This is a genomic window from Pseudomaricurvus alkylphenolicus (assembly GCF_011683955.1).
GTDB lineage: Bacteria > Pseudomonadota > Gammaproteobacteria > Pseudomonadales > Cellvibrionaceae > Pseudomaricurvus > Pseudomaricurvus alkylphenolicus.
Map to the genome: position 1 here is coordinate 501,571 of NZ_JAAQPI010000001.1, position 24,389 is coordinate 525,959.

At 52.9% G+C, this 24,389-nt stretch carries 23 protein-coding genes; 4 read left to right on the plus strand and 19 right to left on the minus strand.

The window, feature by feature from the left end:
• Positions 1-34 precede the first annotated feature (34 nt).
• The 11 genes from HBA55_RS01975 to HBA55_RS02025 form a co-directional block, all read right to left on the minus strand.
• Positions 35-526: a hotdog family protein gene (locus HBA55_RS01975; protein ID WP_166986296.1), complete on the minus strand. Its 492-nt coding sequence runs from the start codon at positions 524-526 to the stop codon at positions 35-37.
• Entirely contained in the window at positions 523-1,065 is a 543-nt protein-coding gene (locus HBA55_RS01980; RefSeq protein WP_240945891.1) for an FAS1-like dehydratase domain-containing protein, read from the minus strand. Before HBA55_RS01980 ends, HBA55_RS01975 begins: the two co-directional genes overlap by 4 nt.
• The gene (locus HBA55_RS01985; protein WP_166986302.1) at positions 1,065-4,628 is read right to left on the minus strand and encodes an indolepyruvate ferredoxin oxidoreductase family protein; all 3,564 of its coding nucleotides are present in this window, start codon (positions 4,626-4,628) and stop codon (positions 1,065-1,067) included. The genes HBA55_RS01980 and HBA55_RS01985 overlap by 1 nt, the downstream gene beginning before the upstream one ends.
• 24 nt (positions 4,629-4,652) lie before the next feature.
• Positions 4,653-5,057 (minus strand): VOC family protein, encoded by a 405-nt coding sequence (locus HBA55_RS01990; RefSeq protein WP_166986305.1) that lies wholly within the window; start codon positions 5,055-5,057, stop codon positions 4,653-4,655.
• Positions 5,058-5,061: 4 nt separating this feature from the next.
• A complete protein-coding gene (locus HBA55_RS01995; protein ID WP_166986308.1) occupies positions 5,062-6,024 on the minus strand; it encodes a VOC family protein in 963 nt (320 codons plus the stop codon).
• 77 nt (positions 6,025-6,101) lie between these two features.
• Positions 6,102-6,578 (minus strand): MaoC/PaaZ C-terminal domain-containing protein, encoded by a 477-nt coding sequence (locus HBA55_RS02000; protein WP_166986311.1) that lies wholly within the window; start codon positions 6,576-6,578, stop codon positions 6,102-6,104.
• Positions 6,571-7,041, minus strand: a complete 471-nt coding sequence (locus HBA55_RS02005) for a MaoC/PaaZ C-terminal domain-containing protein (protein WP_166986314.1) — start codon at positions 7,039-7,041, stop codon at positions 6,571-6,573. The genes HBA55_RS02000 and HBA55_RS02005 overlap by 8 nt, the downstream gene beginning before the upstream one ends.
• Positions 7,038-7,820: an enoyl-CoA hydratase/isomerase family protein gene (locus HBA55_RS02010; RefSeq protein WP_240945854.1), complete on the minus strand. Its 783-nt coding sequence runs from the start codon at positions 7,818-7,820 to the stop codon at positions 7,038-7,040. The genes HBA55_RS02005 and HBA55_RS02010 overlap by 4 nt, the downstream gene beginning before the upstream one ends.
• On the minus strand, positions 7,780-8,565 hold the full coding sequence (locus tag HBA55_RS02015) for an enoyl-CoA hydratase/isomerase family protein (protein ID WP_166986320.1): 786 nt from the start codon (positions 8,563-8,565) through the stop codon (positions 7,780-7,782). The genes HBA55_RS02010 and HBA55_RS02015 overlap by 41 nt, the downstream gene beginning before the upstream one ends.
• Positions 8,566-8,582: 17 nt before the next feature.
• A complete protein-coding gene (locus HBA55_RS02020) occupies positions 8,583-9,476 on the minus strand; it encodes an SDR family NAD(P)-dependent oxidoreductase (RefSeq protein WP_166986323.1) in 894 nt (297 codons plus the stop codon).
• 401 nt (positions 9,477-9,877) lie between these two features.
• Positions 9,878-12,097, minus strand: coding sequence for a TonB-dependent receptor (locus HBA55_RS02025; RefSeq protein ID WP_166986326.1), 2,220 nt, complete (start codon positions 12,095-12,097; stop codon positions 9,878-9,880).
• A 483-nt stretch (positions 12,098-12,580) separates the two neighbouring features.
• On the opposite strand from HBA55_RS02025, the gene HBA55_RS02030 reads away from it, so the two are divergent.
• Positions 12,581-13,360 (plus strand): SDR family oxidoreductase, encoded by a 780-nt coding sequence (locus tag HBA55_RS02030; RefSeq protein ID WP_166986329.1) that lies wholly within the window; start codon positions 12,581-12,583, stop codon positions 13,358-13,360.
• Between the two features lie 24 nt (positions 13,361-13,384).
• On the opposite strand, the gene HBA55_RS02035 is transcribed toward HBA55_RS02030, so the two are convergent.
• Entirely contained in the window at positions 13,385-14,143 is a 759-nt protein-coding gene (locus HBA55_RS02035; protein WP_166986333.1) for an SDR family NAD(P)-dependent oxidoreductase, read from the minus strand.
• A 513-nt stretch (positions 14,144-14,656) separates the two neighbouring features.
• Here HBA55_RS02035 and HBA55_RS02040 point away from each other — a divergent pair.
• Positions 14,657-15,625 (plus strand): helix-turn-helix domain-containing protein, encoded by a 969-nt coding sequence (locus tag HBA55_RS02040; protein ID WP_166986336.1) that lies wholly within the window; start codon positions 14,657-14,659, stop codon positions 15,623-15,625.
• A 255-nt stretch (positions 15,626-15,880) separates the two neighbouring features.
• Here HBA55_RS02040 and HBA55_RS02045 read toward each other — a convergent pair whose 3' ends face one another.
• From HBA55_RS02045 to HBA55_RS02055, 3 genes are all read right to left on the minus strand, one after another.
• On the minus strand, positions 15,881-16,963 hold the full coding sequence (locus HBA55_RS02045) for an NAD(P)H-dependent amine dehydrogenase family protein (RefSeq protein WP_166986339.1): 1,083 nt from the start codon (positions 16,961-16,963) through the stop codon (positions 15,881-15,883).
• A 61-nt stretch (positions 16,964-17,024) separates the two neighbouring features.
• Entirely contained in the window at positions 17,025-17,801 is a 777-nt protein-coding gene (locus HBA55_RS02050) for an SDR family oxidoreductase (protein WP_166986342.1), read from the minus strand.
• Between the two features lie 448 nt (positions 17,802-18,249).
• Positions 18,250-19,155, minus strand: coding sequence for an NAD-dependent epimerase/dehydratase family protein (locus tag HBA55_RS02055; RefSeq protein ID WP_166986345.1), 906 nt, complete (start codon positions 19,153-19,155; stop codon positions 18,250-18,252).
• A 447-nt stretch (positions 19,156-19,602) separates the two neighbouring features.
• On the opposite strand from HBA55_RS02055, the gene HBA55_RS02060 reads away from it, so the two are divergent.
• Positions 19,603-19,872 (plus strand): hypothetical protein, encoded by a 270-nt coding sequence (locus HBA55_RS02060; protein ID WP_166986347.1) that lies wholly within the window; start codon positions 19,603-19,605, stop codon positions 19,870-19,872.
• 156 nt (positions 19,873-20,028) lie between these two features.
• Here the strand turns inward: HBA55_RS02060 and HBA55_RS02065 are convergent, their stop codons facing one another.
• Positions 20,029-20,580 (minus strand): pyridoxamine 5'-phosphate oxidase family protein, encoded by a 552-nt coding sequence (locus HBA55_RS02065; protein ID WP_166986350.1) that lies wholly within the window; start codon positions 20,578-20,580, stop codon positions 20,029-20,031.
• 286 nt (positions 20,581-20,866) lie between these two features.
• Here HBA55_RS02065 and HBA55_RS02070 point away from each other — a divergent pair, with 286 nt between their 5' ends.
• Positions 20,867-21,343 carry a cytochrome c gene (locus HBA55_RS02070; RefSeq protein WP_166986353.1) on the plus strand — a complete coding sequence of 159 codons (477 nt, stop codon included), beginning with the start codon at positions 20,867-20,869 and terminating at the stop codon, positions 21,341-21,343.
• Positions 21,344-21,657: 314 nt separating this feature from the next.
• Here HBA55_RS02070 and HBA55_RS02075 read toward each other — a convergent pair whose 3' ends face one another.
• From HBA55_RS02075 to HBA55_RS02085, 3 genes are read right to left on the minus strand one after another with little or no spacing between them, the layout of a single operon-like run.
• Complete coding sequence (locus HBA55_RS02075; protein ID WP_166986356.1) at positions 21,658-22,770, minus strand: cupin domain-containing protein; 1,113 nt, start codon at positions 22,768-22,770, stop codon at positions 21,658-21,660.
• A gap of 23 nt (positions 22,771-22,793) precedes the next feature.
• Positions 22,794-23,786 carry an ornithine cyclodeaminase family protein gene (locus tag HBA55_RS02080; protein ID WP_166986360.1) on the minus strand — a complete coding sequence of 331 codons (993 nt, stop codon included), beginning with the start codon at positions 23,784-23,786 and terminating at the stop codon, positions 22,794-22,796.
• Positions 23,787-23,803: 17 nt separating this feature from the next.
• On the minus strand, positions 23,804-24,364 hold the full coding sequence (locus tag HBA55_RS02085; RefSeq protein WP_206019485.1) for a carboxymuconolactone decarboxylase family protein: 561 nt from the start codon (positions 24,362-24,364) through the stop codon (positions 23,804-23,806).
• Positions 24,365-24,389: the final 25 nt, after the last annotated feature.

Here is a 24,389-nt window from a genome sequence, read left to right on the forward strand (position 1 = left end):
TCTGCCCGTACAGCGATTTACCACCACGGCGAGATTAAGGTTGCCATTGGGTGGCACGACGCTGCCACGGATGGTCCGAATCGGTTAGCGCCAGCGCGTAGCTTGCCGTACACTCACTCACCGTCTTGCCACTCACCTGCATCTGCAGTTCGAGCTCGATCCAACCGCAGTCGGTCTCGTCTGTGAATCTACGTTTGACCCGCCCCATCAGGGTAAATTGATCGCCGGGGTAAACCGGCGTCTTCATCTTTACCCGCATGCGCCCGAGGCGCCCCAGGGGTCCGGCCCAGTCACAGAGATAGCGCTCAAACAAACCCGCCAGAGTGGGTGAATTGAAAAAGATATCCCTGTGGCCCGCCTCTTTTGTTGCGTAAGCGGCGTCATGGTGCAGGGGAGAATAGTCGCGGCTGGCGATTGCGCCTCCGACAATTGCGGTGGCCGAAGCCCTGACCTCGATGCAGGGCAAGCTGTCACCCTCATTGACCTCTGACCACCACAGGTTATTGGCGTTGCTAATACACGTCATAATCCGTCGCCTTTGAGGTAACCAAAACACGAAAAGCGCTCGACCCCGACCCGCTGATCGCGCTGGTTCAAATACTCCACCTCAATGACCCAGAAGCGGCCACGCCCCAAACGGGTATCCTTGACGCTACTGACGGAGCGCAGGATTTGCCGGGATTTGAGCTGGTCGCCAACGAATACCGGCTCCAGGAAAATGGACTCCAGATCCACCACAACAGCGGTGGGATAACCCAGTGACTCCTTCAAATCGTAATGAAGCTGCAATGCCTTAAAGGATTGACGATCTGATGGCGACCAGGGCTCTGGGCGACACCAGGCCGACAGCATCGCTGTTGGCGCCGGCTCTCCTCCGCAAACCGCAATGGATTGATCAACATCCCAATACATCGGGTTGGCATTTTCGGTGGCTGCCGCAAAGGCCCGAACCGCGCTGCGTTCAACTCGTACATTGGCCTCCAACAGGTACTGCGGTTGATCAATCATCCGCAGCAGGGATTGCGGCAAATCGGCGTCAACCGGCATGTTGCTACGCGTCTCCATCAGCACGCCAACTTCTCCAGCTCTTCCACTTCGGCCTCGACAGGTGCCTGGTGAAACTGCTCTAGCAGTGCAACTGTTTCTGCTTTGACGGTTTCGATACTGGCTTCCTTCACCAGATCATAACCGCGAATCTTCTCCGGTAATGACGCCAACGCCACGGCTTGTGCAAGATTGTGGTGACCAAGCCCGCTGATCAGTTCCTCCACCAGTCGTTCGTACTCCGCAATAAGCTGGCGCTCCTGGCGACGGTGATGACTGTAGCCAAACAAATCGAATGGTGTACCGCGCAACACCTTCATGCGCGCCAGGATGTGGAAGATGCTCATCATGTAGCTACCGAATCGCATCTTGCGATAGCGACCGGTGTCGGGGTCGCGCCGGGATATCAGTGGCGGAGCCAAATTGAAGGACAGTTTCACATCCCCGTCGAACTGCTGGCGCAGGGAGTCCATAAACTCCGTGCGGCTGTACAGCCTCGCCACCTCGTATTCGTCCTTGTAGGCAAGCAGCTTGGCGTAGTAGCGGGCAACCGCCTCGCTCAGCGCCACACTGCCATCGCCCAACGCCTTCTCGGCTTGTGAGACACGGTCAACCAATTTGCGATAACGCTCGGCGTAAGCTGCGTTTTGATAGTCAGTTAACCAGCCTGCCCGGCTATCAATCAATGCCTGCAACGGCTGATCGGATGCAGGCAGAGTGGCGTGATTACCCTCCGGCGAGGCATCCACGATGCGGACTACGTCCGGCAGGAATGCCAGTAGACTATCGGGATTGGATACCGCCAGACGACCCAGGGCAAATGCGCGCAGATTCATTTCAACGCCCGCACCGTTAAGCCGGATGGCTTGCTCCAAAGCGGTGCTGGAGAGGGGAATCAAGCCCTGCTGCCAGGCGTAGCCGATCAGGAACGCGTTGGCACCGATGGCGTCACCGAGCACCTTGATTGCCAGTGTCGTTGCGTCAACACCGTAAACATTCCCGGCATCGGCCGCCTTGCGAATCGAGTCTTCCATTGCCTGGGTGGTAAAATCCAGGTCAGCATTACGGGCAAACTCGCTGGTAGGAACGACATAGCTGTTATACACCACCGCAGTGCGACCGTCCCCCATCTTCGACAGTCCCTCGGCGCCTGCGGTTACCACCAGATCGCCGCCCAGGACGAGGTCGGCCGAGTGCTGTGGAATACGCGCCGCCTTGTCGCCATTGCCTGTCAACGTAATACGCACATGACTGGTGACGGGCCCGTTGCGTTGCGCCAGGCCGGTCAGGTCCAATACACTGCAATCCTTGTCTTCGAGATGCGCCGCCATGCCGATCAAAGCCCCCATGGTGACAACACCTTGCCCCCCAATGCCGGCAATCATCAGACTGAACGATTCGCCCCAATCCTGCATCTGCGGCTGCGGCAGGTTTTCCAGCAACCCCTGATCAAGTTGAGCGCCGTGATTGATCGTTGCCGGGCTGATCTTTTTAAGCTGCCCACCGGTCACAGTGACAAAGCTCGGGCACATACCCTTTACGCAAGAGAAATCCTTATTACAGGAGGACTGGTTGATCTTTCGCTTACGACCGAATTCAGTTTCCGCCGGCTCCAGGGCGATGCAGTTCGACTGCACACCGCAATCTCCGCAACCCTCGCATACGTCCTGATTGATAAACAGCCGTTCATTGGTGTCCGGGTACTTGCCCCGCTTGCGTAAACGACGTCGCTCCGTCGCACAGGCCTGTTCGTAGATGATCAGTGACACACCATCGAATTCCCGCAGCTCCTTCTGCACCGCATCAAGATCGTCGCGATGGTGAAAACTGACGATATCGGGGTAGTCGCCAGGGTTGTGTCGCGCCAGGTCTTCGCTGACCAACGCTATGCGGTTAACTCCTTCGGAATAGACCTGATGGGCAACGTGGGGGGCAGTGACCTCGCCTTCGAACTGTTCACCCTCGATGGGCTGCCCACCGGTCATGGAGATGGCGCCGTTGAGTAAAATCTTGTAAGTGATATTGACCTTGGCGGCCACGGTGGCGCGGATCGCCAACAAGCCGGAATGAAAGTAAGTGCCATCACCGAGGTTTTGGAAAATGTGCTTGTCTTTGACAAACGGCGCCTGGCCGATCCAGGGTGCACCTTCGCCACCCATTTGATACAGGGTTTCCGTCCTGCGTTCGGGCAGCCACACCGCCATGCCGTGGCAACCAATACCTCCAAGCGCCCGCGAGCCCTCGGGCACCCGGGTGGAGGTATTGTGCGGACAGCCGGCGCAGAAACTGGGCATGCGCATCAGCGCGCCGGCGGAGCCTCCATAGCCGACAGCCAGCGACTTTGATGGGGTCAGCTGCTGCAGTTTCTTAGCGAGTTCCTGGTCCTCGCCGCTCGACTGCAGCCGTGCGGCAATCGCTTCCAGGACCATATCGGGATTCAGCTCCCCAACAGAAGGGATCAGGGGAGCGCCGTTTTCATCGCTCTTGCCCAGCAGTCGCGGCCGTTCGCTATCGGCAAGATTGTAGAGTATGGCGGCGATCTGCTCCTCGATCACCGGTCGCTTTTCCTCGACCACCAAGAGCTCATCGCAGCGTCGTGCGAAGTCGGTCAGCTGTTGCGGTTCGATGGGCCAAACCATGCCCACCTTGTATACCGAAAGCCCCAACTGCTCCGCTCGGCACTCGTCGATACCGAGCCGCGACAGCGCTTCCATGACATCGAGATAAGATTTTCCGGTGGTGACGATGCCCAGTTTGCGGGGCGAGTGATCATTCCCCACAGCCACCCGATCGAGGCCATTGGCACGGGCAAAAGCCTGTGCTGCCTTGAGCCTTTGTTGATAGAGATGGGATTCCGCCACCAGGGGATAAACACCCAGGCGAAGGTTCAAACCGCCCTCGGGAAGGTCAAAGTCATCGGGCTGTTTTATGGTTACGCGATCGGGATCCACGCTGATGGATGCGGACCCCTCGATGGTGTCGGTGACACACTTAAAGCCCACCCAGCAACCGCTGTAGCGCGACAATGCAAATCCAAGGAGGCCAAAGTCGACAACCTCCTGCACAGATGCCGGGTGCAGAATCGGCACACCAAAATGAATCAGGGCGTGGTCGCTCTGGTGAGCCGTAGACGAAGAGCGGGCGCCATGGTCGTCGCCACAGACGGCCAGAACGCCACCGTACTCGCTGGTGCCGGCGTAGTTACCATGCTTGATGGCATCCCCTGAGCGGTCCACGCCCGGTCCCTTGCCGTACCAGATGGAGAAGACGCCGTCGACCTTGGCCTCACCCATGGTCCCGACTTGCTGTGAACCCCAGACGGCAGTAGCGGCGAGATCTTCATTCACACCGGGCTGGAAGTGGATCTGATGATCTTTCAGGTGTTTTTCCGCCTGCCACAACGCCAGATCGTAAACCCCAAGGGGAGAACCCCGGTAGCCGGAAATAAAACCGGCGGTATTCAGACCCGCGGCCAGATCCCGCTGGCGTTGCATCAACGGCACCCGTGCCAACGCCTGGGACCCGGACAGGTAAACCCGTCCTGATTGCAGGGTATATTTGTCGTCCAGCGATACCTGTTTCACCCGATGCCCTCCTACTCTTTTCACTCAGTCAATCTGTATCAGCTCAACGGCGTTACCGTCAGCATCCTCAACCTGTGCGACCCGTGTTCCAGGGCGCAAGGTCATGATATCCACCGACACCTTGAATCCGGCGGACTTCACGGCGGCGACGATTTCATCGAGATTGGCGATAACCAGCGTCAGGTAACGAATACCGGTCTGACTCAGAAAACCTTCGGTAGATCCCTTGAAAGCCGGTTCTTCTTCAGCAATGACCAGCCTCAGCAAGCTGTTGCCGACCTTGAACCTTTTGATCACGCCCACTCCGGGAAAGGACAGGTCACTTTCCTGGGGCAGGCCCAGGGTGTCTCGATAAAACAACATGGCCTGAGACTCGTTGACGGTCACCAGTCCAACGTCAAGTTGTGGTTGGGTAAGTTGTATCGCCATTGCGTTAAACCTTTATTTTTTCTGCGGTTTCTTTGATGGCAATGGGATCCAACCCATGATGCCCCCAGACATCGCCTTCGACGAACTGTCTCGGACGCCAGTTTTCATCGACAACAACTCCGTCATAGCCAATCTCGACTTCAAACCCGAACGGGCTGCTCATGTAGAAAGACAGAATATTGTCATTGACGTGTCTGCCGAGTGTGGAGGTGACCTTGATACCCGCCTTCTGCACACGGTCCAGACAGCGGCCGACCATATCGATGTCTGTAGTTTCCAGCATCAGGTGATGCAGAGCATTCAAATCGCCGACCTTGGACAGACCAAGCGTGTGATGGCGTCCATTGCAGTGGTAGAACTCGACGCTCATGCCCGGCGCGAACTCCATATAGTCAGACAGTTTGAAACCGAGCAAATCTGAATAGAAACTTCTGCAGGCGTCGAGATCGGCGACGAACAGATTCATATGCCCCAGTCCCTTGTCGCCGGTCAGGAATTTCATCTGCCGGGACGACTCAAAATTAAAGTCCTTGGTCGGCCCATAATAGAGTTCGATTTTGTTACCCGCCGGATCCTGGGTATAGGCAATACCGCTGACGGAGCGCTGGCGCGCCTGTTCGGCGCTGCCCATTTCCGCTTTGATATCTTGCCCCTGAAGTTCCAGCACCGCTTCGCGCAGTTCTTGCTCGGCTGCCAACTCCAGCCCCATATACATCAAACCCGCGTTGTCCTGACTGGGGTGCACCGCAATGCGCCACTGCTGTTCATCCATTTTCAGGTACACACTGCCATCTTCGCCGACGCCGCTGCCGCTACTGGCGGGCCCGGACCCCACCATCGGCACGCCCCAATCCTCACCGGGCAGCGCTCGGGCCGGCATCAACCCGAGAATTTCCATGCCGTACGTTAACCATTGTTGCGGATCCGGCGCACCGATGCCGAGGTAACCAAGACTGAGAACTTTCATAATCTGACTCCAGACGTTTGGAATTCTTGCAAGAGGATGGTGTTATTTCGCAGCGCTGGTCGCTGGCGAATCAATTGTTAGCGGTAGAGCAATTTCATTTCACAGATCAACGACGGTTTTTCACTCTCCAATATATGCACCGCTATTTGGAAGGTCGTTAATACTCCGCTTCGATGCTGCTGAACCTTGCACAGGCGGCAACGTGCGTGAATTCGACTACCGGCCACGACCGGAGAGAGAAAGCGTGTCTCTCCGGTTCCATAAACCACGGCCGATTTATAACCCGTAAAATGAAACTGGTTACGCTGAGGGTTGATGGACGGTATCAGTGCCAGTATCAACAGTCCGTGTGCTATGGTTGCCCGGAACGGGCTTTCCTTCTTCGCCCTTTCCACGTCCACATGTATCCATTGTCGATCACCGCTCAACTCCGCAAACTGGTCAATCATGGTTTGCGACACGGTCAATGGCTTCCCCCATTGACCAAACTCATCGCTGATCATGGATTCCAGTGCGCCCAGGTCGTCGAACCGTGCTGTTTTCGCATCAGGCATGATCAATCTCCTCCAGTTCACTGGGTGTGGGTATCGGCATCATCACCACAGCTACCTGCTGCAGAACCACCTCCCGGTTCTGGTTGCGCATAATCTGCTCCACCCTGACGATTCCCCGTTGCGGTTGTGACGCCGACGCCCGCATATCGACTACCCTGACGGTGAGCGTCAGCACATCCCCTGGATAAACGGGTTTGGGCAATGTCACACTTTCCGCCCCCAGGCCCGCATTGATGTCCAATTGTTGTGGCATTCGATGTTGCAATATTCCCCGAATGCACTGGGTATGCATACCGCAGGCCGCCAGCTTGCCGAACAGGGAAGACCTGGCGGCTACAGGGTCAATATGAAAGGGCTGCGGGTCCCACTGACTGGCGAATGCGATGACTTCTTCCTGTTTAACCGGGTAGCCTTCGGAGGTTAATGTCAGCCCGGGGTAGATATCACTGTATGACAACTTCAAAGAAAGTCTCCTCTTAACGCTCTGGCGAGCGACCACTCACGCTCTACTGCAGTTTCCAAACCGCAAGCCCCGTTATTGAGTAGTGCGGTTTTGATTGCCGTCAACGTGCCTGGCTTGCACTGTGTCGCCGCCTGTGCGAGTTCTACCGCCTTGCCGACCACATCGTCCGTCACGTAATCCACCAGGCCGATGTCACAGGCCCGATCCGCATCAATTTTCCGCTGACAAATCAGCAGATCTTTTGCTTTCGAGAGGCCAATAAGACGAGGCAAAAAATATGTGGCGCCCATGCCGGGGATAAGACCAAGCTCAGCAAAATTCAGCACCAGTCGACTGCCGCTGCGAACCACCCGAAGGTCCAGTGCCAAGCTTGCAGTCACACCAATACCCGCCGCGCTGCCATTGATGGCGGCGATGGTGAGTTTGGGGTGATTCGCCAACTCCATGGAAAAATCCCTCACGAATTCTTCCTCTCCCAGGCGCTTGCCATACTCGCCTCGTTCGCCTTGCAGGAAGGCTCTGTCGGCACCGGCGCAGAATGCCCGGCCCCTGCCGGTAAGGACGACAACTTGTATCGAGTCATCCACCGCGGCACGTCGAAACGCATGCACCAACTCCTCGCCCATATCCGGGGTATAGGCATTGAGACTGTCCGGGCGATTCAGGTGAATGAAAGCCACTCGCTCTTCAATGCTGTACTCAATCGATGTGTAGTCCATCATTGCTCGCATCAGCCACTTAACGGTAGGGCTGCCAACAGGCAGCTCGTTTTTCGCCAAACGCCTTGATGCCTTCGTCAACATCCGGGTGTTGGCCCTGCTCCATAATCAGGTTCCAGGCGTTCTCCAAGCCCTGATGCAGGCCCATATCCTGAGCCTGCCAGATGGCCTTTTTGGTCCTGGCCAGGGCCGCAGGAGAATGATGTTTGATGTTGTCAGCGGTTTCCCTGGCGCGCTGCAGCAACTGATCGGCGGGAACCACCTCACCAACCAATCCCAGCTCCTTGGCCTGTGAGGCGCTCAAGCGTTCTTTGCCACCACTGAGCGCCAGACGCATGACCGCCTCCATAGGCATCCGGCGACAAAGTGAAACCGGCTCCAATCCGGCGACCAGGCCAACCTTGACGTGGGTATCGGAGAAAACAGCGTGATCGGCAGCGATCACAATGTCGCTGTCGGCCACAAAGTGCAGACCGCCACCGACGGTAATGCCATTGACCGCACAGATCACCGGCTTCCAGACCCGGTTTTGCAGTGATGTCCAGCTAATCGACGCCAGTGTTCCCGTCATGCCCTCGCCGTCGGTTTCCGGCAAGTCATGGAGGTCCGCACCGACGCAAAAAGCGTTATCGCCCACTCCGGTAATTACCGCCACTACCGCGTCGTTATCCTGTTCGAAATATTGCCAGACCAGTGGCAGCTCGCGACTCATGATCGAGTTCACGGCGTTGTATTGACTGGGACGATCCAGAGTGATCCAGGCCACCTTGTCTTCTACACGATATTCAAGCGATTCAAACTTCATGGGTGTTTTGTTCCCGGTCAATCTTCGTTATTGGCGAATACACCGCCATGGAAGGGGTAAGGTTTACCCAGCATCCCGAAGGGGCCAAACTCGGCGGGCAGTTGTTGTTGAAAATGTTGATCGATACTTTCCAGCGTCCAGCCGCCCGGTCGAATCAACGTCTTGCCATAGTGAGGTTGAACCATATGGGCGATTCGTTCTCCCCCTACGCCAAAGATTTGGCCGCTGACATTGCACGCCTTGTCGCTGGCCAGATACACCACCATGGGTCCATTGAGTTCAGGGGCCATAGCCATAGCTGCACCCGCCTTACCGGTTTCGTCTTTGTAAGTGGCGGACATGTGAGTTGCCGCCATGGGCCCGATGGCGTTGACACGAACGCCGAACCTGGCCAGCTCGGCCGCCCAGGTATAGGTCATGGAGGCGATGGCGCCCTTGGCCGCGGCGTAGTTAGTCTGACCAAAGTTGCCGAAGTGTGCGCCGGACGTGGTATTGATGATGGCGCCACCGCCGCCCTGGGCCCGCATACGCAGGGCTGCTTCCTGGCTTACCCAGAAGGTGCCCTTAACGTGCACCAGCCATACACTGTCGAATTCTTCGTCGGTCATTTTCAGAAAGGTTCGGTCGCACAGATTGCCCGCGTTATTGACGACGATATCAACCCTGCCGAAGTACTCAACGCAATCTGTAATCAGTGACCGTGCACCTTCTCTACTGGCGATACTCGCCGTACTGGCCCTGGCCTTCCCCCCGGCAGTGACGATTTCGTCTACCACGGCGTTGGCAGAGTCAGGGTCGATATCGTTGACCAACACAGCCGCCCCCGCCTTCGCAAGGTGCAGGCAGTGACCGCGCCCAATCCCCCTGCCGCCACCGGTTACGATCGCTACACGTTCACCAAGAATATCCATTGACTACCTCGTTATTTACTTGTTGCAACAAACTGCCGGTTATCGCTATTGAACAGCGATAGTAATTACAAGTCCGACGCGATTCGTCGTTAAAACTGAGTAATGAAAGATAAAACGCCGTACAGTTGCCTCAATGATTCAGGCGCGCATTCGCGCAATGGAGAGCGGCAGGCCTACACTCAGACGAGTAGTAAATCTGCTCTGAACGATGATGCAGGAAAGTCACACTATGAAATGGGGTCAGAGCCTCGTTTAAGCTCGGGCCTGACCCCGGCGGCTATCGCCGCCGAGTCTACGCGGTCGTTTTATACATTGGCAGTGAGCGCCTGTGTAATAAAAACGAGAGCACCATCCAAGTCTGGGCCAAAACAATCCGTAAACTTTGCAGAAGCCCTTAAAAATCAGAACTCGTAGGCAATGTCCACTCCATAAGTTCTAGGATCGCCCCAGACCGCCGCACCGGAGAATCCAGTCTGAAGACCAGTCGCCAGGTATTCCTTGTCGGTGAGATTCTTACCCCACAGAGCGACTTTCAGATCTCCCCGATTGGCTCCCAAACTCACATCAGATAGCGTCAACCGGGCATTGATGAGATCTTTGGAGTTGTGATGAACGAAATTGGCAGGATTCTGGAAGTAGGCTGCGGAACTGATGTAATTCAGGTTGGCGGATAGCCGTCCAAACGAAAACGGTTTGAAGCTGTAATCCAGCGAAAGCGTGCCATTGTGCCTGGGCAGACTCTGAATCTCGAACTTGTCAAAACCGTTGGTAAAGGGATTTAACTGCTCCTTAATGGAGCCTCCCATGTATTCGTAGGTCAGGTCCATACGCAGATTCTCCGTCAGCATGGCACTGATATCGAGCTCGAGCCCGGACAACTCTACGTTACCATTACTGGCGTTGATCGTTGCCGTGGCTGCCGGGTTTGCCGGGTTGGGAAAATCGACTTGCTTGTCGCTATAAGTCGTGTCCCAGTAGGCTGCGTTAACCCTCACCCGACCATTCATGAATTCCGCCTTGGCCCCAAGCTCCCAGCTGACCACCTCCTCTTCATCATAGACGGCAAAGTCCTCAGAACGACTATTGGCGCCACCGGAACGATAGCCGGTAGCGTAACGCATATAAACGGTAACATCGGATTCAAAGTGGTAGCTAATAGTGGCCGTGGGATCGACACGCGTGGTTTCAAAGTCGAAGGTTTGATCGGTAGGTTGACCGAGGAATTGTGACCGCAGGGCGGATTTACTGTCATCGGTATAGCGCAACCCCAGAATCAGTTCCAACTGATCATTGAGGATCGGAGGCGTCCAGGAAACCTGCCCAAAAGCCGCCCAGGATTTTGTTTCAACATCAGCCCGATTGCCTGCATTGGTGACAAACAGTTCCGGGGCAGAGAACACAGGCACCCCAAAGAACGGAGTACCGTCCGGAAGTGTGGGCGAGAAAGCCAGAGTGCCATACTGCACGGCAGTATAGTCCGCAGTCTCCTTATACCAATAGAGTCCCGCAATGTATTCCAACCGCTCGGCGCTGCCGATAATTTGAAACTCCTGACTGATTTGATCCTGATTGGTTTGACTCTGGGTATTGAACCCGGTCGCCAATACTCCGCCAAACTGGGCATAGAGATCTTCTTCCATATCGCGGTAGGCGGTTATGGATTTCAACGTCACATTTGAGCTGGCATCCCAAGTGGCAACCAGGCTATGGCCCGAGGTTTCAACCGTTGATGCCTCCAGTGGCAGAGGAAAGCGTGCCTGATCCTGACGACCGTCGTCCAACAACGAGTTGTCAAACAACTGGAAACCGGGAGCCAATTCCAGAATGTGGGTAAAGGTAAAATAGTTCGAGGTCGTTGTCAGCTTCGATTTTTCGTAGCTATAGTCAACTTCCAGCTCGTCTGACAAACTCCAATTCAGCGCCAGACGCCAGCCTTCGGAATCATTCTCAGAGAAGTCCTGTGCCCCGGGGTAGCTGTTTTCCACCAGCCCATCCCGGCGCGAAGTAACATAGGAGAGCTTGGTGCTTACGCCCATGGCTTCAGGCAAGTCAATGTGGGTCACGCTCTTGAAATGGTCGTAATTGCCAAAATTCAGCTGCTGCTTGAAGTTAAGCTCACCGCTGGGTTTTTGCGAGATCATGTTGACGGCGCCGCCCAGGGAGTTTCGGCCATAGAGAGACCCCTGTGGCCCCTTGAGAACCTCTATTTGTGCCAGGTCCGCCAGGCCCAGTGACAGCCCTGTTGAGCGCCCGAGATACACCCCGTCAACATACACCCCGACACCGAGATCTTTGGTGATCTGCTCGGCGTCGGAGGTGCCGATTCCGCGCATGGCCAGCACCAGGGTACTATTTCCATTGAAGAAGGGCTGAACCTTGAGACTGGGAATGGCTCCCGAGGTTAGGTCCGACAAGTCGGAAATTCCGAGTGTTTCCAGCTGCTCAGCACCCAGGGCCGACACAGACAAGGGCGCATCCTGCAAGGACTCTTCCCGCTTTTGTGCAACAACAACAATTTCTTCAAGTGCGAAAATGTTGGCCTCAGTTCCGGCCAGTGAATAGGGGGCACTGGTCGCGATAATCGCAGCAATGGTCGATGCCAAGGGGGCGTATTTTGGCATTTAATCTCTCCTCAATAGTAATTCTGTTGTTTTCGGTTAATGCTCATTATTCGGTACCGATCGGATCTTGTGCTTCACCGTTGGAATTCCAAGATATCGCCCTGGGTTTTAGTGGTATACCTCAAAACTAACTATAAAACCCTCTGCATCCATTAGAAAATCAGTTTCCTGCACGGTACTTGCCGTTGCTTGCCGGTCAATCAGTAGACAAAGCCGCAAATACTGGGTTGGCACCACCAAGGCAATTAAAACCAAATCCTTAACGCCAATCGGTTATATAAACAGTCGACACAATCGGCTCATTCGCCATCTGTATCCAAGCAAAATATTACTGAGTGGAAGAGTACAACATGTTTCGGCTGTGATTCATACTCACAACTAACTAGGTTTTCAAGATCGGGAAAAAGCATGAAATGAGGGTTGTTTGGAGCATCAATTTTTGCGTAGTATCTCTTCGTCTAACCAGCAGGGGAACATGGGAATATGCAAAAATTTGATGGCAAAAGTGTCGTTGTTACCGGTGGTGGCAAAGGACTGGGACTCGGCATCAGCGAAGCCTTTCTGGCCGCTGGAGCGAGCGTATTTATCTGTGGACGCAGTGAACCTGACACTCTGCCAAGCGCCGTCGGCAAAGTGGCAACCTTTGTTCGGGCAGATATTCGTGACCCGCAGGAAACCCAATCATTGATCGACAGGGTTATCGCAAGCAGCGGGCGTCTCGACGTCCTGATAAACAACGCCGGTGGCAGCCCTCCTCTGGAGGCCGCCAACGCATCTTACAAAATCACTGATTCCATTATCAGACTCAATCTGATCGCGCCGTTGATCCTCGCGCAGCAGGCCTATCACGCGATGCGCGGAACAGCAAAGTCCGGCTCCATTATCAATATTGGCAGCATTTCTGCTGAGCGCCCGTCTCCCGGTACGGCGGCTTATGGGGCCGCCAAGGCTGGACTAGTAAATGTCACACGATCTCTGGCTCAAGAGTGGGGGCGGGATCGAATTCGCGTCAATGCTATCATTGCCGGTCTTATTCGCACGGAAGCGGCAGAAGACCACTATGGCGGAGTAGCAGGTATTGAACTGATTGAAAGCAGTTTACCCCTAGGACGAATGGCCGTACCCACAGATATTGCCGACGCTTGCCTGTTTCTCGCGGGGGAAGACTCATCCTACATTAACGGCGCGGCACTTGAGGTCCACGGTGGCGGAGAGTATCCCGGGTTTCTAAAGACGGTAGAAGAAGCAGGCAGGCTTAGTTAGTGCCCATTTGTGGATGGGCACTAACTAGAAGGAGGGGCCAGCAAGAATACCGCCGTCTGCTACAAATTCAGCCCCGGTGGAATAAGAAGAATCATCACACGCCAAAAACAAAACTGTCTTGGCAATTTCCTCCGGCTGCGCGATGCGTTTTAAGGCTACCATTGGAGGAGCTTCCGGTTCATTTTTATTTTCTAAGGAGGGCTGTTCTTCTTTGATATCGTTTAGCATGCCAGTATTGATTGCTCCAGGATGCAGAGAGTTGACACGAATCCCCTTGCTTGCCAGCTCAAGTGCTGCCACTTTAGTCAATCCGCGTACAGCGAATTTACTGGCACTGTAGGCGGAAAGGCCAGGTAGCCCCTGAATACCCGCTGTTGAGGATAGGTTGACGATAGCGCCACCAGAATTCATCACTAAACCAGCGGTCTTCATTCCCAGGAAGCAGCCGGTTTGATTGGTATTCACAACAACCTTGTATAGCTCGAGGCTGGTCTCCAGTAGTGGGCTGGCACGCATAATGCCCGCATTGTTGATCAAAATGTCAATGCCGCCAAATTCAGCCAAGCCTTGTTCAACAACTTTTCCCCAATTTTCCTCATCGGCGACATCGAGCATGACACCAATGGCGTTAGGTAGTGAGCCAGCCAGCGAATTTACAGCCTTGTTGTCGATGTCCGCCAAAATCAGATTGGCGCCATGATCCGAGAATAACCTCGCGATAGCCTGTCCAAGTCCTCCTCCTGCACCAGTAATAATCGCCGTTTTATTCTGTAACTTTTTCATCGTTTATACTCCAGACGTTTCTTTGTTGACATCCCAATGTGAACTTAAATAGTAGCCATAAGGTTTCTTTGGTCGAAATATGTGAATAGTGGGACCTGGTCTATGCCTGCTATTTAATGTGCGTTTCTTGATACTGTTGGCAAGAGAGAGCCAACAAACAGAAATAAGTTATGCTCTCTGACTATATAGTGATGTGTCGAGATTGACATCCTTCGGATGAAGTAGTTTTGTTGTTTCTTTGCGGCAGTCCCAACTGGTCTGGGGCTGTCGATTTCTAGTCAAAATTAACGTTTCTGATGCTTTGGCAACTCCCGATAATATGAATTTGACTAACAGTGAGGAAGATTCTGAAACAGTGGAATGCGGGGCGTATTATGAATACGTCGTCCATTGGCGGATAGCTTGAAGGCGCTACAACCACGCTGATGCCGAATGCCAAGGTTATTGTCCGGAAAAATTGCAGAGATGGGTGTTATTAATTCATTCATAATTAGCAGTCAGGAGAGGCGGTGTATGTCGATTACTGAGATTTTAAAGAACTATAAGCTCAACGAATGGCAGCAGCTTGTCAGCGAGCACTTGGGAGGCATCGATCTAAAGCTGGAAGGGAGTCAGGAGTGTCGCGCCGGAATACGAGAAAATCAGTTTGGTGAATTATCGTTTACCGAACTGTACACCGTACAATCTGTCGTCGTACGCCAGAATATACAAGCCGATGAGCAACACGCCTCCAATTATTTTCTATTTTTACTGTTGGGAGGCACCATTCGCCACAGTCAGCAGCACAAGACGTTTCGAAGACGGGGGAAAATCCTGACTTTGGTCGATGCTGTTAATCCCTACACAGCTCTGCTGTCAGAAAATGTACATAGTCTGATTATCACTTTGCCGGGAAGATTGTTGCTTCCGCATCTACCTAATCTCGAAACTGCCATCCTTAAGCCAAAAATAGTCTCGCGTGGCCTCGCTACAATCGCCTGGCGTTTTATTATGGATCTATGGGAGGAGCGGGAATTCCTGACTCAAGAAGAGAGGCGACGGCAGCAATCACAGGTGATAAAGCTGGTGGCGCAGGTTTTACGATTATCATCGGGTGACCCGGCTCCCGGGAAAGTGCGTGTACCGTCCCAACTGCAATTGACGCGTATTTACAATTATATGGATGATCACCTTCATGAACAAGGACTCAACGCAAATCAGATCGCTGAAGCTCTTGGTATATCAAGGCGCTACTTGCACCACTTATTGGAGCAATGCGGTCAGACAGTGGGTCAGCGAATCCTGCAACAGCGCCTGGAACGGTGTCGGCTCGCCTTCCTTGATCCGGTGCACGACCATACTCAGCTTACGGAAATTGCCGTACAACATGGTTTTAGCAGTCTTAGCCATTTCAGTCGCACCTTTAAAACTCGTTTTGGGGTATCCCCCAGCGAGTATCGTAAGCGGAAGCTTGTAATGCATGAAGGCGAACAGGTTTGTTAAACGGACTACAACACAATAGATATTCCAGTTCTCACAGAATTCATTGGTTACAAACCGCAGCTCGCTTTGCATTAGCGTATTCATGCGGCATCACAGCCGCCGAAGGTATTTAAGCTCCAGTATGCCTTGATATAACTATAGCGAAGACTGGTTAAGTACATCGTGCCTTACGAGTTGCCTGCTCCAACTCATAAGGCACGTCCGATGTGCACCGGCTGTTTTCGATAGGGGCTCGGATTCGACCCGCGTTATCCTTTATCGACGCAGCTTGTGCCCTGCAATAAGAGGCAGGTCCAGAGCGGAAATCAACCCCGGTTTTGCTGCACAGACGGCAGGGATCGCGTTGACAAGCCGGGTTCCCGTTGCCAGGATGCCGCCGCTGTGGTGGTCGCCATCGGGCCCGACGCATGTCATGTGACAGGTCATATTGGGGTCGCCATCGACGTAGACGTAATAACCCTCACCAAACTTTCCTTGCTCCCATTCCGGAGCCGATTCGGGTCGTAATCGTGTCACGTGTTCCAATACAATTACGGCCTCGCCGTTGACAATACCCTGAAGTTCAAAGCGGTAGGCTTCACGGGTACCTGGTTCAATTACACCGAGGCCCTCTACCTCAAACTGCTCCTTGGCTGGGTAGTACTCAACTACTTCACGTACTTCATCCAGCTCCACGCCCAGCCCCCTGGCTATAAGTGTCACCGGCCCAGACCAGACGTAACTCAGCTGGCCAGGCTTAAACAGAATGGGTTGGTAATCCATCGGGCGACCAAAACCCAGGATGTCTCCCATGATTTTCTCTGCCTCATTGGGTATATAAGTGGAATAATCGAGAATCTCTTGTACTCTGATCTTATGCCAATACTGGCTAATACCCGTAATTGTCAGCGGCAGGGTGTCACTCATAAAACCAGGTTCAATACCAGACGTGAAATAGGAGGCATTGCCTTTAAGTGCAGCTCTGGTAAGTTTGTCATGTAGTGCCTGGTTGGGATGCACATCTGGGTCTATCATGCTGACGATCGAACTTGAGACTATGTTTATACCCCGCTCCAGAAAGCGGCTGTGGGCCTCCGCTACCCACTCTTCGCGGCCATCACCTCCTGCGCCGGAACAGAGGCAATCGGCATCCAGTTCTAATAGGGCATCGATATCATTGGTGGCCAGAATACCTGTTTTTTGGGTGCCGGCAATATCCCCCGCATCCACGCCTACCTTGTCATCACTGTGCACCCAACAGCCCACTAGCTCCATGTCCGGGTGATCAATAATAGCACGCAATGCAAAGTGTCCAACAAAGCCGGTACCGAATTGTATAACTCTAAACTTTTTACTCATTTTTTCCACCAAATTAATAATTGAAATATTTCACCTACAAACAAAAACGGGACTCTATAACTTAGTGAAACCAGGATCCGGCATTAATACCGATACTTTGTCCCGTAATCGGCAGCCCCAGTTCGGAGGCGAGATAAACCACTGTTCCCGCCATCTCTCGGGCATCGGGAATGTAATTCATCGCAGATTGCGAGGCGAATTTGTCGTAAATTTCCTGGTAGGTGCAGCCCTGTTGTTCGGCTATTTTCGTGAACCAGTTCTTAAGTGCATCCCCCATAATGGTGCCGGGATGGATACCGTTGACCCGAATTCCTTGTGGCCCCAGCTCCGATGCCAGGTGACGGGTCACATTTTCCAGTGCTCCCTTGGACGCTGAATAGGATGCGAAACCCTGCTCTACTTGCCAGGCTTGTTGACTGTTGACCATGATAATACTGCTGTTGTTACCGCGCATCGCCGGCACTACCTTCTGGCACAAAGTAACTGCACCCAGCAGGTTGACATCTAATACTTTCCGCCAATCATCCAGGTCCGCCATCATCACTGTACTTTGCTCTCCTTGGTAAAAAGCGTTATATACCAATACATCTATACCACCAAAGGCCTCGCAAGCCATAGTGACCAATCGTTGACAGGAATCGGCATCGCAGACATCGGTCGGCAGGTAAACGACTCGACGGCCAAGCTGTTCAATTTCTGTCGCAAGTCTCTCAATTAGCTCATTGCGTCGAGCTGCCAGCACCAGGTCAGCGCCATTTCTGGCCAATGCAAGGGCTGACTCGGTACCCATCCCCGGTCCTACGCCGGCTACCAATACTACCTTTCCGCTCATTAACATAACGTATTTCCTCCGATTAATGATCGTGAACATTATTTCAAATAATCTCTGTAATCGTTATCACAGAAGTGCAATAGATTTATCCGAGAGTGAATAAAATTGGATCGCAGGAATTGTAATCTGAGTTCTGAGCATCCTAGTTCCTTAAAATATTGGTACTCTCAGTACTCTTTATCTGTGAGGCGGACACAATCATAACCTGACGACGTCTATGATTTCGTGACTAATGTAAGCGACGATGAGATGAGGTGACGTATGTCCTTCGGGTCAGCGTATCGCTAGCAGCGATAGCATATCATCGAGTAGGCTTTGGGTGGGCGCGGAAGGGTTATTCGAGTCTCTTGTCTTATACAGATAGCGTCTTGGGGGAATTTTCAATGTCTACCCTAGTGTCGTGAAAGTCAGCGTTTCATTTTTTCATAATCGGGAAATTCGTTTCTCGCAAGGATTAATGATTCCCGAAAAAGTCGTAATCGTCTTCCAGCAGGGATTTAGGCATGTCGACGTATCTTGGTTTCCAGCCCAATTCGCGGCGAGAAATGGGGCTGCGTGAACGACTACTGGCACTCATTCCAACTAAGGTGTAAAACTTGCCCCACACGTCAAACGCTGCATCTATTGTAATGCTGCGTGTCTTAACCCCCATACGGCCAGCAATCACTTCAGCGAGAAAGCGATTGCTAGTCTCTCCTGCAGCAGCATGATAGAGTGAGCCTCCTGTTCCCCTCTCCAGAGCAAGGCGATAGAGAATCGCAAGATCCTTAACGTGAACGTCCGTGTAGAGGTTTAAGCCAGAACCGACGTAACACGCATAACCTGTCTTTTCGACGGAGTCTGCAATCAATTTCGCCATGCCGTTAACACCCTCTCCCCAAATGTTGGGCGGTCTAATCACCATGGCGCGACAGTCATAATAGCCTGAATTACGAGTCAACTGCTCAGTAATATAACGAGTTCGTACTATTTTTGATGGTATTACAATATCGTCTTCGGCGAAGGTATCTTCGCTCCACTGGCCATTCGTGCGCTGAGCAAGTACTCCAGTACCGGAAGTAAAAATAAACGCCTTGTCGGTATGAGCATAGGTTGTAAGCAGATCCATAACTATTTCCTGTTCATGCTCTTGATTCGGAATTTGTGGGGAAAACACGGTTGCATCCGCTTCAATTGCTACAGACATTAATGCCTCACGATTATTAATGTCTCCAATGAATGCTCTGGCTCCATGAGTTTCCAGCTTTTTGGAGCCTGCTTGATTTCGACAAAATCCGATGACTTCATGATCATGAGCAATCAACTCTTTTACGACATGAGACCCGACATAACCCGTTGCGCCGATAATAAATACTTTCACTATTCATCCCCTTTACTGACTACATTTCAGATCGCCCAATTCTTCCGGCGTTATGGCAAGGGCGCTAACCTGGTGTCCTTGCCCCACGGCTTGTTTTACGACCGCCTTTCCGACGTAAGCTGTGGAACCGATAATTGGGAGCATCATCTAAGCGTCCTCATTGACTGTGAAGCAAGTGGTACTGACGTCCTGTGAGTCATAAAGACTTTTCTTGATGCGCAAGAGTGCCCGCAACGGATATGTTTAAAAAATGGATATTAGAAGTAAGAAGTTATATCAGCTTGACCAACTTTTCATAGTCCAATCTAACGATGAGACTTATTTAAACGACTTTACCGTATCAATGTACTCAAAAAACCGTAATAGGCCAATTGAGTCGGAATAATGATTAATGGTTCCAGTCCGAACCTTATAGTTTAAAGAATCCTAGGTTTTAGGAGAGAGAAGATGCTGAGATTTAACCCCTTAACTTCCGCAGTCAGCGCTGTTTTATTAACGGCTTCGGCGCTGTCTTCTTTTGAGGTTGTGAATGGCTCCAGCCTGTTCACGCTAGAGGAAATTACCAGGGATCTTGGGGTGGGTGTATACGTTGATGGTGTCTATCTGGGCCATGCCATAGGTACCGGAGGACCGGACTTCAAACGGTATGCTTTCTTCGGGGAAGCACCGCCAAGAAAGCCCTCCAGAAAACCCATAATATCAGTCTATTTCACATGATAACCTCTGAAAGGAGATTTAGACCCCCAACTTCCGACCTCCGCAGGAGCCTATTGCGACACCTAATATCTCAGTACGTTACAAGCCACCATCCGATATACTCCTCTTCAGCTTGCTACTCAAAAGAGCCTGTGTACATGGCGGTCACAGCTTAGGTTATGTACCACGTACGTCGCCACGATAGCCTTCCACTTCAGCGACCTTTCCATTGCCGTCAAAGGTAAGCGACTTGCGCCAGCCAAAGCGGACCGTATTGTCAGAGTAGAGTGCATCGAACGGGTCAACACGGAAAAATACTTGGCGCATCTCCTTGGTCTCGCGCTTAAAGACAGCATACATGTCAAACTCCCGGAGCCAATCGTGCTTTTCATAGCTCAACGCCAGAACACGATCAAGCTCCTCCTGGTCAACAACTTTGGTAGCCTTACCCGACATCTGAATCGCTCGTAGGTTCATGCGATCTTCAAAGCCCGAGATGAGGCGATGTAGCTCGAAGCTGATCGCAGGGTTTTGGAGCAAGTGCTCATACTTGCGTGTGTAGATGTAGGTATGGAAGTAGACCGTTGTGCCATCGCTGACGATATGCATGCACGAAGCGTGTGGTTTATTGTCTTCAGAAACGGTGGCAAAGCTGGCCAGCTCGGTTTCCTTTAACAGCTCTACAACTCTGGATTCAAGCTCTGAGATTCCGGGTTCTTGTAAGGCCATACCTTTATCCTCTAATTCTATGAATTTGTTTCAATACTGTGATTCAGAGAGATGAACAACAAAGTCATCCATCTCTTCAGCAACTTCCAGCTGCAACTAAAATGTCCATACTCGGAAACCGAGTCACATGAATTTAGATTGTCAACTTCCGTCACCTCCAAATCTTCGAGCCATCGTACCTGGTACCGTCCAGCTGCACATGACGGCAGCAGCGAAAACCCGAAAGACCACGTTAGACTACCATCTTGACAGCATGCTGTCTAATTGATAAGTTGGATTTACACCCGTGAACAAAGGAAAACTCGTGTTTAAAAAAGGAATCCAACATTTACTGTTGATCTCTGCCCTGTCATCCGGCGCAACTTTCGCTCTGGAGTTCGATGATGCCGCCTCCGCGATCAATTACCGGCAAGAGACGTTCGGGCACATCGAGAGTCAGCTGAAACTACTAAAACGTTCGATCAAAAAAAGCGATAATCTTACCAGTGGGGACGCCCTGGCTATTGTTAGGAATATCAGCAACGAGAGTCAGCACCTGATCGCCGCGTTTACACCGGTATCCTATCAAGGAAAAACGAAAGCGGACGCTGATATATGGGACGAGTGGCCCCGATTCGAGCAGCTCATGAGCGACTACCTCGGCAATCTAAGAGATCTGGAAAGCGCGATACAAAGTAACCACAAGAAACAGGCTATGAATGCTCTTAGGAGCGCAGCCAGAAGCTGTAAGAGCTGCCACATCTCGTACCGGGATTTCTGGTGAACCCCAGAAGCTATAGCTACACGTAACGTCCCGCAGCGGAGGCGACCGCGTGACCGGCATGTTCGCTGCCAGTACTCGTTACACCGTGAATGCGCGAATCAGAAATCACCGTCACTTAGAACGGCAGCTGTTCGTCGTTAACAGAATTGATGAATTTTGGCGACATATTTCTACTCTTGCTGACCAGACTAGTGGAAATAATCCATTGAAGTTGCGCTCTCTGGTGTGGAATCCAGTTAGCATCAATCAAAAAAGACGAAAGAGGATCACCCTCTTTCGCCAAACTCATCGCAGAGAGTTACGAAGAAGCGGACTTATCCACGATTGGTATCAAACCCCATCTGCGCCCCCAGCAGTGCAGCGGGCTCTTTGAGATTCTCCTGCCACAGCAGGGATTCCATCGCGATAGTCAACGGTTGGTCCTGAATCGTCAATTCGTATACGTAGTCATCGTACGAGGCATGGTTGTGAACGGCCCAACCTGGCGCAGACAACATCAAGTCCCCGGCTTTCCATTCGTATACGTTGCCGGCAACGGAACTGCGTCCTGAGCCATGGAAATAGTAGTTGATTGACGCAGAAGCATGACGGTGTGGACGGTCGACAATTTTCGGCGGACGAATCGTCATTGTGGCAAAGAAGTTGGGCGTAGTACCGTTGGTCCTACCGGTAATCGGATTGTAAAGTAGGTACAGACGGCGTCCTATGTAGTCCTGACCAAGCGCTTCCAGTTTTTTCAGCTCCGCCTCAACCTTCTTCCAAGGCCAGTGCAAGGGGTTGGATTCCACCACAGGCGGGTTGATCAGCTTCTCGTAGGGCATCAACATGGCGCCCTCGTCTGTCAATTGGAAGGTGCCGTAGGGGCTGATTCGACGCGGATTGATTGAGTCGTCATCTTCAACCGCGGCCTTCTCTGCAACGGTGATAGCTTCGCCCTCTTCAGTCATGTGAATTTGCATATGCTGCAGCAGAGGTACATTGGTGTAGGTCAACATCACCATCAGCTCGTCGGAATCGTTGCCATGGCAGTAGGGCACCCACGAGGGCATATTCCAGACGTCGTAACGTCCAAAGTCGGTGCGCTTGCCGGCGATGTTGACATGACCACGTCCTTGAATGCAAAAGTTCACTTCCGTTGCATTGTGGCGAAAAGGCACTGTTTGCTCGCCTGGCTTCAGAACATTCAGTGTGACCTGAATACCGGGAGCGAGGCCCGGCGTGGCCAAGCTGGCAGCCGGGTGCACAATCAGCGAAGAGCGACGGCCGTTCCCTGGTGCCGGCAGCGACGCCAGACGGGAAATCTCATCATCAATTTGCTCCTTGGTCACAATCACGGGAGCCCAAGGCTCGTTCGTCTTAACCGGTATTCCGGTTTGGCACACAAAGCCCGCATGTCCTTCTTCAAAGGATTGTCTGAAATTATGCATAGTCGAAGTTTCTCCTCATTAAGTTACACCGCGCGAAGCCTTGGCTGAACACGCTGGGGATGCGGTATGGCACAGCCTTTTCCCTGCGCCAAAGCCTCATTCAGAACCACCAGTCCCAGAGACAGGTCTGAGATGCCCATACCCATCGCCTTGAACAGGCTGATATCGATATCCTCGGAGCGACCTGCACCACCAGCTACCAGATCACAAAGCGGCTTAACCGCGTTCCAGTCGTGTGTCGGGGCTTCATAGTAAGTCATAAATTCACGGGAGAGCTTGGCAACAGCCGCAGGGTTGTCTCCGGCGATCAGGCCGGCGCGATCAAAGACATCCTGTGTGAACTCCTCACGCTCCGGCGTAATGGCACCCACTGCATTCAAGTGAGTCCCTTTGGCCAGGTTATCGGCACAAATAAACGGCTGCTGCGCTCGGGTAACCGCCGTCACAATGCTCGCGCCCTCGGTGGCCGATGACACGGAGTCCGTCGTCATCACTTCAAAGTCAAAACCCTGACCACGCAGATGGGCGGCGAATTGCTCACGACTTTCGGGCCTGGGGCTATACACACGGATACGTTTGAGGTCACGTACAGCCGCAACGGCGGCCACCTGAGTAATCGCCTGCTTACCCGTTCCGATCAGAGCCATGTCACTGGCATCCGGTGCGGCCATCCACTTGGTTGCAACTCCGGAAATGCCCCCGGTGCGCATCTGTCCGAGGGCAAACGCCTCAATGATGGCCCGCAGATTACCCGTAGCTGAGTCCCAAATAATCAGCAGCGGTGTTGCGCCACCGGCGGTGTGACCCCAGGTTTTGGTGCCAAACACGCCCGCGCCCTCAAAGGTTGCGCCAATGGCGTGCAAGGTGTGGCCGCCCTCCCACTTCACGTGGGTTTTGACCATGTTCTGTGCCTGGCCAGCAGCCTCTAGCTTTAAGCCACTCTCCAGCGCGTCAATCGCCTGCCCCAGGTGCATCAGCTCCACCACCTCGGCCTCGGTGATCCAAATAGGCTCCATTACTTACTCCTGAACAATCAACCTGTAAAACCGTCTTCAAAAATGGAGGGCACCGGCGGAGCGAGCTCCAGGCTGTTCACCATCAATGCATGGGTCATATAGCGCCCCAGCACCATCATGATGCCCACGGCGTCATAGGCGCCGACTACATCGATCAACGCGTCGAGCTGTGCACTAACGCCGTGACCGTGCCCCTTGATAGCGGCAAGCACATAAGCCTGTACGGCTTTCTCGTCATCACCCAGAAGCGTTGACGACTGGGGATCGCAGGCTTCTACTGCCGTCACCCAGTCCCGCCCAAAGCCCAAACGGATACTGAGTCTTTCGTGTTGGTTGCGCTCATAGTTGTTACCGAGCGCCATCGCAGCTGTTAATGCAACAACTTCAACGAGGCGCTTGGACTGGCCTCTTTTTGATTCTTCAGTAAATTGCTGGAAGGCCAGCAGTGCCTGTGGTTTCGCAGCCCCACATTTGAAAAATTCTCCCAGATACCCCAAACGTTCTACCCTGGGCGCCAGGTATTGGGAAAGATCTTCCGGTAGCTCCTCCATCTCGAAGCGCCTGATCTTCTTAGTCATACCACCTCCGGTTTTGTTACCACTA

Excerpts from the sequence above, each read along its gene's own strand:
- HBA55_RS02065 (WP_166986350.1), bottom strand. The coding sequence starts at position 20,580 with ATGGCCTTACAAGAACCCGGAATCTCAGAGCTTGAATCCAGAGTTGTA.
- HBA55_RS01995 (WP_166986308.1), bottom strand. The coding sequence starts at position 6,024 with ATGAAAGTTCTCAGTCTTGGTTACCTCGGCATCGGTGCGCCGGATCCG.
- HBA55_RS02035 (WP_166986333.1), bottom strand. The coding sequence starts at position 14,143 with ATGAAAAAGTTACAGAATAAAACGGCGATTATTACTGGTGCAGGAGGA.
- HBA55_RS02000 (WP_166986311.1), bottom strand. The coding sequence starts at position 6,578 with ATGCCTGATGCGAAAACAGCACGGTTCGACGACCTGGGCGCACTGGAA.
- HBA55_RS02040 (WP_166986336.1), top strand. The coding sequence starts at position 14,657 with ATGTCGATTACTGAGATTTTAAAGAACTATAAGCTCAACGAATGGCAG.
- HBA55_RS02080 (WP_166986360.1), bottom strand. The coding sequence starts at position 23,786 with ATGGAGCCTATTTGGATCACCGAGGCCGAGGTGGTGGAGCTGATGCAC.
- HBA55_RS02020 (WP_166986323.1), bottom strand. The coding sequence starts at position 9,476 with ATGGATATTCTTGGTGAACGTGTAGCGATCGTAACCGGTGGCGGCAGG.
- HBA55_RS01980 (WP_240945891.1), bottom strand. The coding sequence starts at position 1,065 with ATGGAGACGCGTAGCAACATGCCGGTTGACGCCGATTTGCCGCAATCC.
- HBA55_RS01990 (WP_166986305.1), bottom strand. The coding sequence starts at position 5,057 with ATGGCGATACAACTTACCCAACCACAACTTGACGTTGGACTGGTGACC.
- HBA55_RS02075 (WP_166986356.1), bottom strand. The coding sequence starts at position 22,770 with ATGCATAATTTCAGACAATCCTTTGAAGAAGGACATGCGGGCTTTGTG.
- HBA55_RS02025 (WP_166986326.1), bottom strand. The coding sequence starts at position 12,097 with ATGCCAAAATACGCCCCCTTGGCATCGACCATTGCTGCGATTATCGCG.
- HBA55_RS02085 (WP_206019485.1), bottom strand. The coding sequence starts at position 24,364 with ATGACTAAGAAGATCAGGCGCTTCGAGATGGAGGAGCTACCGGAAGAT.
- HBA55_RS02045 (WP_166986339.1), bottom strand. The coding sequence starts at position 16,963 with ATGAGTAAAAAGTTTAGAGTTATACAATTCGGTACCGGCTTTGTTGGA.
- HBA55_RS02060 (WP_166986347.1), top strand. The coding sequence starts at position 19,603 with ATGCTGAGATTTAACCCCTTAACTTCCGCAGTCAGCGCTGTTTTATTA.
- HBA55_RS02015 (WP_166986320.1), bottom strand. The coding sequence starts at position 8,565 with ATGAAGTTTGAATCGCTTGAATATCGTGTAGAAGACAAGGTGGCCTGG.
- HBA55_RS02050 (WP_166986342.1), bottom strand. The coding sequence starts at position 17,801 with ATGTTAATGAGCGGAAAGGTAGTATTGGTAGCCGGCGTAGGACCGGGG.
- HBA55_RS01975 (WP_166986296.1), bottom strand. The coding sequence starts at position 526 with ATGACGTGTATTAGCAACGCCAATAACCTGTGGTGGTCAGAGGTCAAT.
- HBA55_RS02030 (WP_166986329.1), top strand. The coding sequence starts at position 12,581 with ATGCAAAAATTTGATGGCAAAAGTGTCGTTGTTACCGGTGGTGGCAAA.